11 protein-coding genes are annotated in these 13,510 nt (G+C 73.3%); 4 read left to right on the top strand and 7 right to left on the bottom strand.

All coding sequences use genetic code 11. The annotated features are described in order from the left end of the window. Positions 1-1,041: a BMP family lipoprotein gene (locus BJY16_RS25280; protein ID WP_185042050.1), complete on the top strand. Its 1,041-nt coding sequence runs from the start codon at positions 1-3 to the stop codon at positions 1,039-1,041. 15 nt (positions 1,042-1,056) lie between these two features. Here BJY16_RS25280 and xynC read toward each other — a convergent pair whose 3' ends face one another. Continuing rightward, a complete protein-coding gene (gene xynC / locus BJY16_RS25275; RefSeq protein WP_185042049.1) occupies positions 1,057-2,727 on the bottom strand; it encodes a glucuronoarabinoxylan endo-1,4-beta-xylanase XynC in 1,671 nt (556 codons plus the stop codon). A gap of 251 nt (positions 2,728-2,978) precedes the next feature. After that, on the bottom strand, positions 2,979-3,737 hold the full coding sequence (locus BJY16_RS25270) for a GAF and ANTAR domain-containing protein (RefSeq protein ID WP_185042048.1): 759 nt from the start codon (positions 3,735-3,737) through the stop codon (positions 2,979-2,981). A 426-nt stretch (positions 3,738-4,163) separates the two neighbouring features. Here BJY16_RS25270 and BJY16_RS25265 point away from each other — a divergent pair, with 426 nt between their 5' ends. Continuing rightward, positions 4,164-4,997, top strand: coding sequence for a PIG-L family deacetylase (locus BJY16_RS25265; RefSeq protein WP_185042047.1), 834 nt, complete (start codon positions 4,164-4,166; stop codon positions 4,995-4,997). A 30-nt stretch (positions 4,998-5,027) separates the two neighbouring features. Here BJY16_RS25265 and BJY16_RS25260 read toward each other — a convergent pair whose 3' ends face one another. Beyond that, positions 5,028-6,080 carry a YihY/virulence factor BrkB family protein gene (locus BJY16_RS25260; protein WP_185042046.1) on the bottom strand — a complete coding sequence of 351 codons (1,053 nt, stop codon included), beginning with the start codon at positions 6,078-6,080 and terminating at the stop codon, positions 5,028-5,030. A 101-nt stretch (positions 6,081-6,181) separates the two neighbouring features. Next, on the bottom strand, positions 6,182-7,300 hold the full coding sequence (locus BJY16_RS25255; protein WP_185042045.1) for an FUSC family protein: 1,119 nt from the start codon (positions 7,298-7,300) through the stop codon (positions 6,182-6,184). 118 nt (positions 7,301-7,418) lie between these two features. Here BJY16_RS25255 and BJY16_RS25250 point away from each other — a divergent pair, with 118 nt between their 5' ends. Then, entirely contained in the window at positions 7,419-8,285 is an 867-nt protein-coding gene (locus tag BJY16_RS25250; RefSeq protein ID WP_185042044.1) for an ATP-grasp domain-containing protein, read from the top strand. Here BJY16_RS25250 and BJY16_RS25245 read toward each other — a convergent pair. From BJY16_RS25245 to BJY16_RS25235, 3 genes are read right to left on the bottom strand one after another with little or no spacing between them, the layout of a single operon-like run. Next, positions 8,282-8,737 (bottom strand): hypothetical protein, encoded by a 456-nt coding sequence (locus BJY16_RS25245; RefSeq protein WP_185042043.1) that lies wholly within the window; start codon positions 8,735-8,737, stop codon positions 8,282-8,284. The genes BJY16_RS25250 and BJY16_RS25245 overlap by 4 nt on opposite strands. A 54-nt stretch (positions 8,738-8,791) precedes the next feature. Further along, positions 8,792-9,364: an RNA polymerase sigma factor gene (locus BJY16_RS25240; protein ID WP_185042042.1), complete on the bottom strand. Its 573-nt coding sequence runs from the start codon at positions 9,362-9,364 to the stop codon at positions 8,792-8,794. Next, on the bottom strand, positions 9,364-10,530 hold the full coding sequence (locus BJY16_RS25235) for a S8/S53 family peptidase (protein WP_185042041.1): 1,167 nt from the start codon (positions 10,528-10,530) through the stop codon (positions 9,364-9,366). The genes BJY16_RS25240 and BJY16_RS25235 overlap by 1 nt, the downstream gene beginning before the upstream one ends. A 121-nt stretch (positions 10,531-10,651) precedes the next feature. On the opposite strand from BJY16_RS25235, the gene BJY16_RS25230 reads away from it, so the two are divergent. Beyond that, the gene (locus BJY16_RS25230; RefSeq protein WP_373873429.1) at positions 10,652-13,387 is read left to right on the top strand and encodes a CHAT domain-containing protein; all 2,736 of its coding nucleotides are present in this window, start codon (positions 10,652-10,654) and stop codon (positions 13,385-13,387) included. Positions 13,388-13,510: the final 123 nt, after the last annotated feature.

Below are 13,510 nucleotides of genomic sequence, written 5' to 3'. Positions count from 1 at the left end.
ATGATCGAACGCTTCCGCGCCGGGGTGCTCGCCGCGGCCCTCACCCTGCTGCTGACCGGGTGTTCGGCGGTGATGGTGCCGGTCTCGCCGGCCGACTCGTCCGGCCTGGGCCGCGAGACGGTGCGCGTCGGGATCGCCTACGACAGCGCGGGGCGCGGCGACAAGAGCTTCAACGACGCGGCCGCGGCCGGCATCGACCGGGCCAAGCAGGAGTTGCTGATCGAGGCGTCGGAGGCGAAGACGCAGGCGGAGACCGACGAGGCCCGGGCCGAGGCGCTGCGCGGGCTCGCCGCCGGCGGCAGCAACCCGGTCATCGCGGTCGGTTTCCTGTACGCCACCGCGGTCGGCACGGTCGCCGAGGAGTTCCCCGGCACCCTCTTCGCGATCATCGACGACGACTCGGTGACCGCGGACAACGTGGTGTCGCTGCTGTTCTCCGAGGAGCAGGGCTCCTATCTGGTCGGGGTGGCGGCCGCGCTGGCCACCCGCAAGGACCGGGTGGCCTTCGTCGGCGGCGTCGACGTCGCCCTGATCCACAAGTTCGAGGCCGGCTACGTCGCCGGGGTGCACAGCGTCGACCCGGGCATCCGGGTCGACGTCCGGTACCTGACCAGGCCGCCCGACTTCGGCGGCTTCAGCGCGCCGGCCAAGGGCAAGGCCGCCGCGGCGCGCCTGATCGCCGGCGGCGCCGACGTGGTCTACGCGGCGGCCGGCGGCTCCGGCTCCGGCGTCTTCCAGGCGGTCGCGGCCGGCCGGAAGGCGTGGGCGATCGGGGTCGACTCCGACCAGTACGCCACCGCCGACGAGGCGGTCCGCTCCCGCATCCTCACCTCGATGCTCAAACGCGTCGACAACGGCGTCTTCCAGGAGATCCAGGCGTTCGTCAAGGGCGACCGGGCCGGCGGGAAGAAGCGCTACGACCTCAAGGTGGACGGTGTCGGCTACGCCACCTCGAACCAGCAACTCGGCCCGTACCAGTCGGGGATGGAGAAGGCCCGGTACCGGATCCTCAGCGGCGCGGTGCGGGTGCCGGTGTCCTGAGCACCCCGGCGGTGATCAGACCACGGTGCACGGGATGCCGTTGAGGGTGAAAGCGACCGGTTCGGCGGTGTTCCCGGTGTGGGTGCCCTGGAAGCCGATGTCGACGCCGGCCCCGGGCGCGAGGGTGCCGTTGTAGCTGACGTTGCGCGCGGTCACCTGACCGCTCGCGGAGGCGAAGGTGGCGTTCCAGCCGGACGTGATGGCCTGCCCGGCGGGGAGGGCGAAGCCGAGCGTCCAGCCGTCGATCGCCGAGGTGCCGGTGTTGGTGATGGTGATCGCGGCCGTGAAGCCGGAGCTCCAGGTGCTCATCGTGTAGGCGACCCGCGGGCCGGTGCCGCCGCTCGGGACGGGCGAGGCGCTGGGCGACGGGGTGCCGCCACCGATCCTGGTCACGAAGGTCATCGCGCTGCGGGCCGGGAGGAGCCCGGTGAACGAGCCGTTCGCCATGGTGAGCGCGGTCTGCGGCGCGACGGTGCGGCTGCCGTCGGTCAGCCAGTTCGCGACGCTGCCGGACGCGGTGGTGTTCGCCAGGGTGAACTGCTGGCTGACCGCCGAGGTGTTCTTGTTGATCGCGACGATGACGACGGTGTCACCGTCGCGGTACGCCGACACGTAGACGTTCGACGCCGGGTTCGCCGTCGCGTCGATCCGGACCTGGCCGGGGCGGACGAACCTGGCGAAGTGCGCCATCATCGCACCGCGCTTGCTGATCTGGCCGTCCTCCCGCATCGGGCCGTAGCTGCGCCGCAGGTACCACCACACGTACGCCTGGAACTCGGCGTCCACCATGGCGTGGTGGATGTGCTCGCCCACGTCGAGCGCCTCCGGCCAGGCGTCCCCGGAATTGGCGGTGCTGTTCGGGTAGTACACCTCGCTCATCCACAGTTCCTTGCCGGCGCCCTTCTGCTTGAACAGCGGGTAGGGGAAGTTCGCGTACGGGGTGCCGTACAGGTGGGCCCCGATGATGTCCACGTTGGCGAGCGCGGCGGCGTCGTTCAGGATCGGGTCGGACATCGACTTGACGTACTGGAAGGATTCCGGCGCCATCACCCGGGTGCTGATCGAGCCGGCGTTCTCCCGCAGGAACCGGGTGATCTCCGCGCTGGTCCACCAGGTCCACTCCGACGCGTAGTCGGGCTCGTTCTGCACCGAGATGGCGTACAGGTTCACCCCGTTGTTCCGCAGGTAGGCCGTGAAGTCGTTCAGATGCTGGGCGTAGGCGGCGTACGAACCGTATTTGAGGCGCTTCGCGTCGGTCTGGCTGCCGCGGGTGAAGGTCTCGGTCATGCCGGCGGGCGGATTCCACGGCGAGGCGAAGACGGTGGCGCCGAGCTCGACGGCCCGTTTCGCCGTGGCCAGGTCACGACCCCAGTCCGCCGGGCTCTCCCCGACCGGGATCCGCAGCACCGAGAAGCCCAGCCGGCCCTCGCCGGTGCCGAACGCCGTGTCGCGCTGGGCGGCCGTGAGGTCGCCGATCCAGGCCGCGTGCGCCATCGCGCCGAAGCCCTTGATCGTCTGGCGTGGCGCGGACGGGTTGACGTTCGCCGCCGCGGCCGAGGCCTCGGTCGCCGCGACCACCGACGCCGCGACGGTGATGACCGGCACGGCGCCCATCGTGGTCAGGACGGTCCGGCGGCTGAGCAGCCTCCGCTCGCCACTTCCCGGCTCCTGCTGATCCTGCGTCATGGTTCCTCCTTCGGGCCGTCGGGCGCAGCCGGCTCGCCATTGGTCTTCCGACCGGCGTGTGGTGCGGACCGTCGACCGGGTCGCACGTCCGGGGAATTCGTGCGATGGGGATGAGAAATAGTCCGGACCGGAGCATACGGGAGCGCTCCCATTAATGCCATGGCGCGTGTTTGGGCTGCTCACCCCGCCGGGAAAAGCGCGCTATTGATTCACCGGAATTGTTATGCGCGCCGATGCGCCGGAGTCGTTTGTCACGAGCCGGTCCGCCGGCGCTGATTCAGCGGGCCGGGTTCGATCGTCTCGGCCAGCTCCCGGGCCACCTGGAGCAGCGGACGCTCGCAGTGCTGACTGGTCCGGACCAGAAGGCCGAACGCCTGATCGGCGGTGAGCCCGAACCGTTCCATCAGAATGCCCTTGGCCTGGCCGACCGTGTCGCGCACCTGGACCGCCTGGCCGAGCTGCTCCTGGTGCTGGGCGCTCGACATGGCGACGGCCGCGTGCACGGCGAACAACGTCGCCACGTGCTCCCCGGCGGCGTCGAAGGCGCCCGGGTGCCGGGAGGACAGGGTGAGCGCGCCCAGCGTGCCGCGTTCCACCTCGAGCGGCAGCACGAGCAGGCTGTGCACGCCGAGCGTGGCGGCCCGGGCCTCGACCTCGGGCCACCGCTGCGCGCCGGCGATGTCGGCCAGCCGGATGCCGCGCTGCTGCCGCACCGCGTCCCGGCACGGGCCGCGGCCGCTGTCGCACTGCACCTGGTCCAGCCACCGGGCCGCCTCGTCGGTGGCCGCGCCGGGAGTGAGCCGGCGATGACGGCGGACCACGAGACCCGCGGACTGCGCGCCGGGAACGATCTCCACGGCGGCCGCGACGATCGCCTCCAGCGTCTCCTGTTCGCTCTCCGCGGCATCCCAGCTCAGTGCCGCCCAGCTCAGGGCGACGGCGAGGCCGTCGCCGGCCAGTCTCGCCGCCCGCTTCGATGATGGTGTGCCACGAGGCTGAGAGTGCTGCATCAGATCTTTACCTTCTTCGAACCCACGCGAGCAAAGTCCGCGGCCGCAAGTCACCGTCATGGCAACAAGGCGGGGTACGAATCACCGATCTGTCCCTGAATGGTATCTCTTTCCCGAGTCCGGATCACCCATGCGTAGGCAAAGACGCCGATAAATCTGTCGCTTTTTTCGCACGGGCTGTCCTGTCGCCGGCCGATGGCCCGGGCCACTGGGCCTCGAGGACGGATAAGACGTAAAGGATTCGCCATGAGCCGCCCACTATTAGTGATTGACCCTTTACGCAAAGTGATGATTCTCGCCATCGACTCCGGCGACAACGCCATGGTGCTCAACCGGGCCGGACGCTTCGGTGCCCCGGCCGCACCCGCCGGGTAGGCGGACCGGCGCCACGGGATCGCGGTGTCGGCAGGGTCGTAGGGTGTCGGCATGGTTGATCGATCCCTGACGCTGATGGCGGTGCACGCCCACCCCGACGACGAGGCTTCGAGCACCGGCGGGGTCCTCGCCCGCTGTGCCGCGGAGGGGATCACGACCGTGCTCGTGACCTGCACCGACGGCCGGTGCGGGGACGGGCCGGGCGGGGTCAAGCCGGGCGCGCCCGGGCACGACCCGGTGGCGGTGGCCGCGATGCGTCGCGAGGAGCTCGAGGCCAGCTGCGCCGCCCTCAAGGTCACCCACCTGGAGCTGCTCGGTTACGCCGACTCCGGGATGATGGGCTGGCCGACCAACGACGCACCCGGCTCGTTCTGGGGCGTGCCGGTCGCCGAGGCGGCCGAGCGGCTCGCCGCCCTCATCCGGCAGTACCGGCCCGACGTCGTCGTCACCTACGACGAGAACGGCTTCTACGGCCACCCCGACCACATCCAGGCGCACCGCGTCACCATGGCGGCGGTCGCGCTGACCGGCGTGCCGGCCAAGGTGTACTGGACCACCGCCCCGCACTCCGGGATGGCCGCGCTCGGCGAGGCGCTGCGCGAGCTGGGGGTCGACTGGGCCGAGGACGAGGTGGCCGAGGACACCCCGGGCCCGCAGATCGGCATGCCCGACGCGGAGATCACTACCTGGGTGGACACCCGCGCCTTCGGCGCCCAGAAGTACCAGGCGCTCGCGGCACACGCCAGCCAGAGCGAGAACATCGAGTTCCTGCGGATGGGCGAGGAGCGCTTCACCGACCTGATGGGGGTCGAGACGTTCCTGCGGGTGTACGACACCACCGGCGCGCCGCTGCCCGAGGACGACCTGTTCGCCGGGCTGCGCTGACGGCTCCCGGCGATCGCCGGCCGGGGGCCCTCAGTTGGTACTCAGCCCCTGCTCGCTGCCCGGCTTGATCTTCCGGTCGTCGCGCAGCTCCAGGAACGGCTCGTCGGTCGGGTCGTGACCGGCCGCGATCGCCCGGCCGCGCTGCAGCTCGGCGTCCAGTTCCGCGCCCAGCAGGATCGCGATGTTACTGATCCACATCCAGACCAGGAACGCGATCACGCCGCCCAGCGTGCCGTACGTCTTGTTGTAGTTGGCGAAGTTCGCCAGGTAGATCGCGAACGCGACGGACACCAGGACCCAGGCCACGACGGCGAACAGGCCACCGGGGCTGACCCAGCGGAACCCGCCGGTCTTGGCGTTCGGCGAGGCCCAGTACAGGATCGCGAACATCAGGCTGACCAGGACCAGCAGCACCGGCCATTTGACGATGCTCCAGGTGGTCACGGCCGCCGAGCCGAGCCCGAGCTTGTCACCGACGATCCGGGCGAGATCACCGGTGAAGATGACGATCGCCGCGGAGATCACCAGCACCAGCCCGACCACGGCGGTGACGCCGACCCGGATCGGCAGCGTCTTCCAGATCGGGCGCCCCTCCGGCACGTCGTAGATGGCGTTGGACGCCCGCATGAACGCCGCCGTGTAGCCGGACGCCGACCAGAACGCCACGAGCAACCCGAAGATCGCGGCGACGCCGGCCTTGCCCGGGTCCTGCACCTGGGTCAGCACCGTGTCGACCAGGTCCCGCAGCTGCTGGCTCGGCGCCAGATCGTGCACCGCGTCCTGGACCGTCTGCTGACCGTTGTCGTTCAGCATGCCCAGCAGCGACACGATGACCAGCAGCCCGGGGAAGATCGACAGCACCCCGTAGTAGGTCAAGGCGGCCGCCCAGTCCGAGACGTTGTCCTGGGAGAACTGCTTGACGGTGCGCTTGAGCGCGGCGAACAGGCCGGTACCCTTCAGTTCGGCGGGGCTGTCCGGGCCGGCCTCCGGCGGCGGAGCGGACAGGTCGTAGGGCTTGTCGTCCCCCGTCCGGGTGGTCGCGACCGAGTCGGACCCGTGGTCACGACGATTCTTCACGCTCATGGCGCGCCTCCTGCATAGGTCGAGCTACAGGCGTGGAATAGCCCGCCGCCCGGATTTCAATCGTTGTCCGGCCAGTCGGACCCGTCCGGTGCTCCGCCGGGCTATCCGCCCGTGGTGATCGGGTGAAGGCCGAGAGCGTCGTCGACCCGGCCGAGGACATCGTCGTCCTGGCCGACGCCGCGCAGCAGGTCGACGGCGGTGGTGCGGATCTGCCCGACGATCATCGTCACCGGCAGGCTGGGCTGCGTCTCCAGGAGCTCGGCGGCGATCCGGACGGCGTGCAGCGCCGCGGCGTCGGCCCGATCGGCGTGCTTGCCCGGGTCGTCGGCGCCGGTGAGGTCGGTCGCCAGGGACTCGCCGGCCGCGCGGACCGCGTCGGCGAGCGCGGTGAGTGCTTCGCCGAGTTGCTCCGGGGTGTCGGCGTGCAGCCGGGTCAGCGTCACGGCGTTGCGAGCCAGGATCCAGATGTTGCCGACGACGTGATCGAGCTGGTCGGTGGTCGCTTCGACCTGCTGCACCTGCTGCAAACGCCGGCGGCGGCGTACCCTCAGGCGCAGTGTCTCGCCGGCGGCGAGCGCCGCGGCCCGCAACCGGTGCACGCACCCGGTGATCTGCTGGGCTCGGTCCAGCACCTTCTGGGCGGCCCGCTCGTCGCAGCCGGCCACCGCCCGCTGCATGTCGGTGAGCACCCCGGCCAGATCGGCGAAGGCCGACCGCGCTTCGGTGACCAGCGGCGCGAGCGGGTCGCGGGCGGTGGCCAGCTGGCTGACGGCCAGCGCGACGGCGCCGCCGACCAGCGCGTCGACGAACCGGAAGGGCAGCAGCTGATCCGCCGGGTCGGCGACCGCGACGAGGTAGAGCGCGGACACTGCGGCCTGCACCACCAGGGTGCTGGACGCGCCGGCGGCGACCATCGGCCCGATGGTCAGTAGCAGGACGGTCAGGACCGTGCCGACGCTCGGCCCGAGGACGTGGATGACCAGTTCGGCGACGAGCACGCCGGCCGCGACCCCGAGCACGATCTCGGCGGTCTGCCGGAGCCGGCGGCCGCGGGACTCACCGACGATGATCAAGGCGGTGGACGGGGCCACCACCGGGTCCGGGTGGCCGATCACGTACACCGCGACGGCCCAGGCCAGCGCGGCGGCGATGATCGATTCGCCGGTCGGCCGCGCCGCCTCGCGCAGACGTCGCGCCGCCGACCGCACCCGTAATCGCATCCCATCGCCCTCCGTCGTCACCACCATGGCGAAGTTGATCTACCCGGAAAGCTCGGGAGGGTAACGACAGGAACCGGTGTACGCCCGTGACACGACACCAATGTGTGAAGATCAGCCGATGACGTCCGATCGGCCCCGGATCCTCTACGTCAGCGATCTGGCCTATGACGCCCGGGGCCGCCGCTACTGCGACGAGGACATCTATCTGACCTCGCGGTTGCGCGCCGCCTTCGGCCTGGCGATCTGCCACCCGCTGGACGCCCGCGCCCTGATGCCCGACTTCGACCTGGTCGTCGTCCGCAACAGCGGCCCGGTGCTCGGCTACCAGGCCGAGTACCAGGCGTTCCGTGCGGCTGCCGGCGAGACGGGCGCGCGGGTCTTCACCGAGCTGACCGGCAAGGGCGACGCCGCCGGCAAGCAGTATCTGATCGATCTGTTCGCCCAGGGGTATCCGGTGATTCCCACCGTCGACCGGCCCGGGGAGATCGACCGCCTGCCGGCGAGCGAGAAGTACGTCGTCAAGCCGAAGTACGGCGCTGACTCGGTCGGCCTGACCGTCGTCGACCGGGCCGGCCTGCCCCGGCTGGACCACCCGGATCTGCTGGTCCAGCCGCACGTCGACTTCACCTACGAGGTGTCCTTCTACTACCTCGACCACGACTTCCAGTACGCCCTGTACGCGCCCCGGCCGGACCGGCGGTGGGAACTGGAACCCTACGAGCCCGACGAGGCCGACCTGGCCTTCGCGCAGCGCTTCATCGACTGGAACGACATCGACCACGGCATCCAGCGGGTCGACGCCTGCCGGACCCGGGACGGCGCGTTGCTGCTGGTCGAGCTGGAGGACCTCAACCCGTACCTGTCACTCGACCGGATCGACGCGGACACCCGGGACCGGTTCGTCGCAGCGATGACCACCTCACTCACCCGGCTGAGCGACAAGCCTCGCGGGTCACGCTCCGGGAAGCCGATCCGCCCCGCTTAAAGGACCATCCACGGGGTGGTGCCGACCGGGCCGGTCCCGTCGTGGAGGGCGAACCGGGTCGGCCCGGGGCTCAGGCCGTCGAAGGCGAACCGGCCCCACGTGTCGGTGACGGTGGCTCGGACGCCGCCCGGCTGCTCCGCGCGGACCTGCACCTGGCGGGCCGGGGCCAGCTGCCCGAGCACGGTGACGTGCCGCCCGTCGATGGTGACCTCGATGTCGATGTCGAGGTCGTTCACCCGGTAGGTGCGCAGCACGCCGTAGCCGCCGCGGACCTCGGCGGTGGCCAGCGCGGTGCTGTCGGTGAGGTGGGCCAGCTGGGCGTCCATGTCCCGCCAGTCGAACGCGGCCAGGGCCGCCTCGACGACCTGGGGTGGCGCCGGGTCGGCGCCGTCGAGCATGGCGCTGAGGCGCTGGAGGAGTTCGTCGTCGGTCATGTCGTCGCTTCCTGTCATGAGGCGCTTCGTGTCATGGGGTGGCCGCCATTGCGGAGAGGGAGGCGCTTCCTGTCATGGGGTGGCCGCGGTTTCGGAGAGGGCCGCACGGAGCGCCGTCAGGCATCGGGCCCGGGTCGGGCCGAGGCTGCCGACCGGCATGTCGAGCCGGTCGGCCGCCTCCGCGTAGCCGCCGCTGGGCGGGTCGACAACCAGCAGGCGCAGCAGGGCCTGGCAGCGGTCCGAGATGCGGGCGAAGGCGGTCCACAGCTCCCGGTCCCGGTCGGCCAGCACGATCTCCTGCCCCGGCGGCGGGCCGTCGTCGAGCAGGTTGACGAAGGTGTGCTCGGCGGCCGGGCTCTCCCGGCGGCGCAGCACGTTGATCGACTCGCGCCGGGCGGTGGCCGCCAGCCAGGCGCCCAGCCGCTCCGGCCGGCGGATCCGGCCGAGGTGCTCGACCAGCCGCAGCCAGGTCATCTGGCTCACGTCGGCGACGTCGGCGGCGTCCAGGCGGAAGCTTCCGGCGATCGACCAGACCAGGTTCGCGTACCGGTGCACGATTTGCGCCCAGGCGGCGCGGTCGCCGTCGGCGGCGGCCCGCAACCAGCCGGCGACCTCGTCCGGTGTCGGCGCGGCGGCGGCCGTCATCAGAGCGCCGGGAGGTCGTCGAACCGGCGCCCGGCGGCCGCGACCACGTCGCGCAGCGCGTCCCGGGCGGTGCTGCCCCGGGCGATCCGCTCGGCCACCGCGGCCACCACGTACGGGGTCGCGAACGACGTGCCGCTCCAGCTCGCCCAGCCGGTCGGGAACTGCTGGTGGGCGATGTAGGTGCTGACCACGTCGGCGCCCGGGGCGGCCGCGGTGAGCCAGTCCCCGGAGTTGCTCCAGTCGCACAGCCCGGTGCCGTCGTGCGCGGCGATCGCGGCGACCCGGTCGGCGAACGACGCGCCGGTGCCGGCGAACGCGGCCGGCCAGAACGGGTCGGTGGCGTTGCCGTCGTTGCCGGCCGCCGCGACCACCACCCGGTCGCCGGTGCTCAGCAGCCGGCGCAGCGCCATCCGCAGCCCGATCGGCGGCGTGTCGCCGACGCTGTAACCGCCCAGCGACAGGTTCACCACGCGGACTTCCGGGCCGACCCGCCCCAGGCCCCGGATCAGCCCGTCCTCGGTGCAGATGCCGAACGTGTCCAGCACCCGGATCACGCTGATGCCGGTCCGGCCGGTGCGGGCCGCGATCACCCCGGCGATGAAGTTGGCGTGCCCGACGTCGCCGTCCAGCACCCCGTCGTTGTCGACGTCGGTGTCGGTCTCCACGTCGACCGTGCCGGCGGCGTAGCAGGCCGGCGGCAGCGGGCTGTCCTTCCACAGTCCGGTGTCGACCACGGCGACCGGCACCCGGCCCGCCGCGGTGCCCGGGCTCAGCAGGGCGGCCGGCGCGGCCGGCTCCGGCGGCCCGTACGGTCCGCCGTGCCCGAACACGTTGCCGGTGGCGACGAACACGTGGTTCGGCGCGACCACCGCGTCCGGGCCGGCCACCTCGGCGCGGACCGCGGCGACGGTGGCCGGCACGTCGGCGTGCGGGGCGATGTAGCGGCGCAGGCCCGGCATCAGCTCCTCGTCGCCGGACACGTCGATGCCGCCGCCGGCCAGATGGCGCTCGGCGGCCCGCCGGCCGTCGTCGAGAACCAGCAGCTCGCCGGTCACGTGCCAGGCGGTGGCGCCCGCGGCGGAGCGTGACGAGCGCAGCTGGGGCAGTCGTTCCATCCGCTGCCGGCGGCGGTTCCGGTAGGCGCTGAGGCGGGCGTCCGATGGCATGGCAAGGCTCCTTCACGGCAGGTCGGCGTCACAATGGACAAAGAGTCCCACCAGTCAGACGGTGCCGATCAGGCCCTGATACGAGAAGGCTGAGGTTTTCTCGCGGCGGCGGAAGGACTCCATCGTGTCGGTCGATGCCCTGGACGACCCGCACAAGGCGGCCCGGTTCGCGCTGGAGCAGGTCACCGCCGATCCGGAACGGGCCGCCGAGCTGGCCGCGCGGGCCGGTGAGGCGGCCCGGCGGGCCGGTGATCCGGCCGCCGAGTCGACCGCGCTGCGCGCCCTCGGCCTGGCCGCCCGGGAGCACGGCGAGGCCCGGGACGCGTTGCGCCATCTGCGCCGGGCGGTGCGGGCCGGCGCCCGCGCGCCCGGTCCGGTCTTCGCCGCCCAGGCCCGGATGAGCCTGGCCCTGATGCTGATGGAGTCCGGCCGGCCGACCCAGGCGCTGGCCGAGATCGAGGCGGCCGCCCCGCACCTGGACGGCCTGGACGGGACCCGGCTGCGCATGCAGCGGGCGCTGATCCTGGACCGGCTCGGCCACCTGGACGTGGCGATGGCCGAGTACACCGCGGCGATCCAGCAGCTGTCCGCGGCCGGCGACCGGCTGTGGCTGGCCCGGGCCCTGACCAACCGCGGCAACCTGCACATCCACCGCCCGGCGATCACCGCCGCCCGGCTCGACCTGCTCGCCGCCCACCGGCTCTACCGCGAGCTCGGCCAGCAGCTGGCGGCCGCGCAGGTGGAGCACAATCTGGGGTACGCCGCGGCGTGCGCGGGCGACCTGCTCGCGGCGATCCACTGGTACGACCGGGCCGACGACTACTTCCGGGTGCACGGCCGGTCCCCGATGGCGCTGATCGGCCGCAGCGAGTTGTTCCTGCAGGCCCAGCTGCTGCCCGAGGCGCGCGAGGCGGCGCAGGCCGCGGTGGCCGAGGCCCAGCGCGGCACGATGCGGCTGCACGAGGCACAAGCCCGATTGATGTACGCCCGGATCGCGCTGGCCGACGGTGACCCGGCCGGGGCGATGCGCGAGGCGACCGCCGCCCGGCAGTCCTTCGCCCGCCAGCGGTTCCGGCCGTGGACGGCGATGGCGCAGTACCTGCGGCTGCGGGCGGACACCGCGGGCACCCCGGCGGCCCGGCTGCGGGCGGTCCGCGCGGTCGCGGCGGAACTGGCCGACGCCGGGCTGCCCGCGGCGGCCCTGGACGCGCGCCTGTTCGCGGCGAGCCTGGCCGCCGGGCGGCCGGACGCCGCCGAGGACCTGCGGGTGGTGCTGACCGCCGGGCGCCGGGGCCCGGCCGCGCTGCGCGCCCGGGCCTGGCACGCGGCCGCGCTGCTGCGCGACGCGGCGGGCGACACGGCCGGGGCGCGGCGGGCGCTGCTGGCCGGCATCCGGGTGCTGGACGCCTACCAGGCGGCGCTGGGCGCCACCGAGTTGCGGTCGCTGGCCGGCAGCTACGCCGCCGATCTGATCACCACCGGGGTACGGCTGGCGCTGCGCGGCGGACGCCCGGCCGGCGTGCTGTGGTGGGCCGAACGCCGCCGCGCGGTCGCCCTGCGGCTGCCGCCGACCCGGCCGCCCCGGGAGGACGACCTGGCCGCCGACCTCGACCGGCTCCGCGGCCTGGCCTCGGCGGCGCCCGGCGGCCCGCGGCCCGGCCGGGACGGCGGGCAGTGGCGGGCCCAGCGGGCCGTCGAGGAACGCATCCGGCGGCGCAGCTGGCAGGCCGCGGCGACCGGCGCAGCGGGCAGCCCGACGCAGCCGCCGCGCCCGGCCGAACTCACCGTCCGGATCCGGGACCGGCTGGCCGGGCGCACGCTGATCGAGCTGGTCAACGTGGACGGTACGCTGCACGCCGTCGCGGTCGGCGCCGACGGCTGCGTGGTGCGCCCGCTGGGACCGGTCGCCGCCCCGGTCGAGGAGTCGACGCTGCTGCGGTTCTCGCTGCGCCGGCTGCTGCTGCCGGGCGGGACCGCCGCCACCCGGCGGGCCGCGGCGGCCAGCGCCCGGCACGCCGCGCACCGGCTGGACGCGCTGGTGCTCGCCCCGATGCTGGACGCGCTCGGCAGCACCGTCCCGGCCGGGCTGGTGCTGGTGCCGGCCGGGCCGCTGCACGCCACCCCGTGGGCGCTGACCGCCTCCTGCTGGGGCCGTCCCCTGGTGGTGGCCCCGTCGGCAACCGCCTGGCTGGCCGCGGACACCGCCCCGCTCCCGGCCGGTGGGCCGGCCCGGCCGGTGAGCGGCCGGCACATCCCGCCGCCGAACGACGGGCCGACCCGGCCGGGGAGCGGTGGGCACATCCTGCTGGCTGCCGGGCCCGGGCTGGCGCACGCCGAGCCGGAGGTCCGCCGGCTGCGCGAGCTGCACCCGGCCGCGACCGTGCTGCTCGGTGAGCGGGCGCGGGCCGAGGTGGTGCGGCGGGCGCTCGACGGGGCACGGCTGGCGCACCTGGCCGCGCACGGCGCGTTCCGGTCGGACAACGCGATGTTCTCGCACGTGCTGCTCGCCGACGGGCCGTTCACCGTCTACGACATCGAGCGGCTCGCCCGGCCGCCGCAGACGGTCGTGCTGTCCGCCTGCGACGTCGGCCTGTCCGCGGTGCACCCGGGCGAGGAACTGATGGGCCTCACCTCGGCGCTGCTCGGGCTCGGCACCGCCACCGTGCTGGCCAGCGTCCTCCCGGCCCGCGACGCGGTGGCCCTGGAACTGATGGTGGACCTGCACCGCCGGCTGGCCGCCGGCGCCCGCCCGGCCGCGGCGCTGGCCGCCGCCCAGGTCGCGGTGGCCGGCGCGGACGGCGAAGCGGACGCGCGCCTCGCCACGGCCGCCGCGTTCGGCTGCTACGGCAGCGGCTGACCGCCAGCCGACCGGCGGCGACCGCGCGTCAGCGGCGCGCCGTCACGGTCTGCCGACGGACCCGCCCGCCGCAGCCGGCCGCAGGACCGCAGTGGACACCGACGACCAAGCCGCCTGGCACCG

Source organism: Actinoplanes octamycinicus (genome assembly GCF_014205225.1).
Lineage (GTDB): Bacteria > Actinomycetota > Actinomycetes > Mycobacteriales > Micromonosporaceae > Actinoplanes > Actinoplanes octamycinicus.
The sequence above is the reverse complement of the archived record's forward strand: the minus strand, read 5'-3'. Positions and strand labels throughout refer to the sequence as shown.

Coding starts and splice junctions, on each gene's coding strand:
- BJY16_RS25280 (WP_185042050.1), top strand. CDS start 1: ATGATCGAACGCTTCCGCGCCGGGGTGCTCGCCGCGGCCCTCACCCTG.
- xynC (WP_185042049.1), bottom strand. CDS start 2,727: ATGACGCAGGATCAGCAGGAGCCGGGAAGTGGCGAGCGGAGGCTGCTC.
- BJY16_RS25270 (WP_185042048.1), bottom strand. CDS start 3,737: ATGCAGCACTCTCAGCCTCGTGGCACACCATCATCGAAGCGGGCGGCG.
- BJY16_RS25265 (WP_185042047.1), top strand. CDS start 4,164: ATGGTTGATCGATCCCTGACGCTGATGGCGGTGCACGCCCACCCCGAC.
- BJY16_RS25260 (WP_185042046.1), bottom strand. CDS start 6,080: ATGAGCGTGAAGAATCGTCGTGACCACGGGTCCGACTCGGTCGCGACC.
- BJY16_RS25255 (WP_185042045.1), bottom strand. CDS start 7,300: ATGCGATTACGGGTGCGGTCGGCGGCGCGACGTCTGCGCGAGGCGGCG.
- BJY16_RS25250 (WP_185042044.1), top strand. CDS start 7,419: ATGACGTCCGATCGGCCCCGGATCCTCTACGTCAGCGATCTGGCCTAT.
- BJY16_RS25245 (WP_185042043.1), bottom strand. CDS start 8,737: ATGACAGGAAGCGACGACATGACCGACGACGAACTCCTCCAGCGCCTC.
- BJY16_RS25240 (WP_185042042.1), bottom strand. CDS start 9,364: ATGACGGCCGCCGCCGCGCCGACACCGGACGAGGTCGCCGGCTGGTTG.
- BJY16_RS25235 (WP_185042041.1), bottom strand. CDS start 10,530: ATGCCATCGGACGCCCGCCTCAGCGCCTACCGGAACCGCCGCCGGCAG.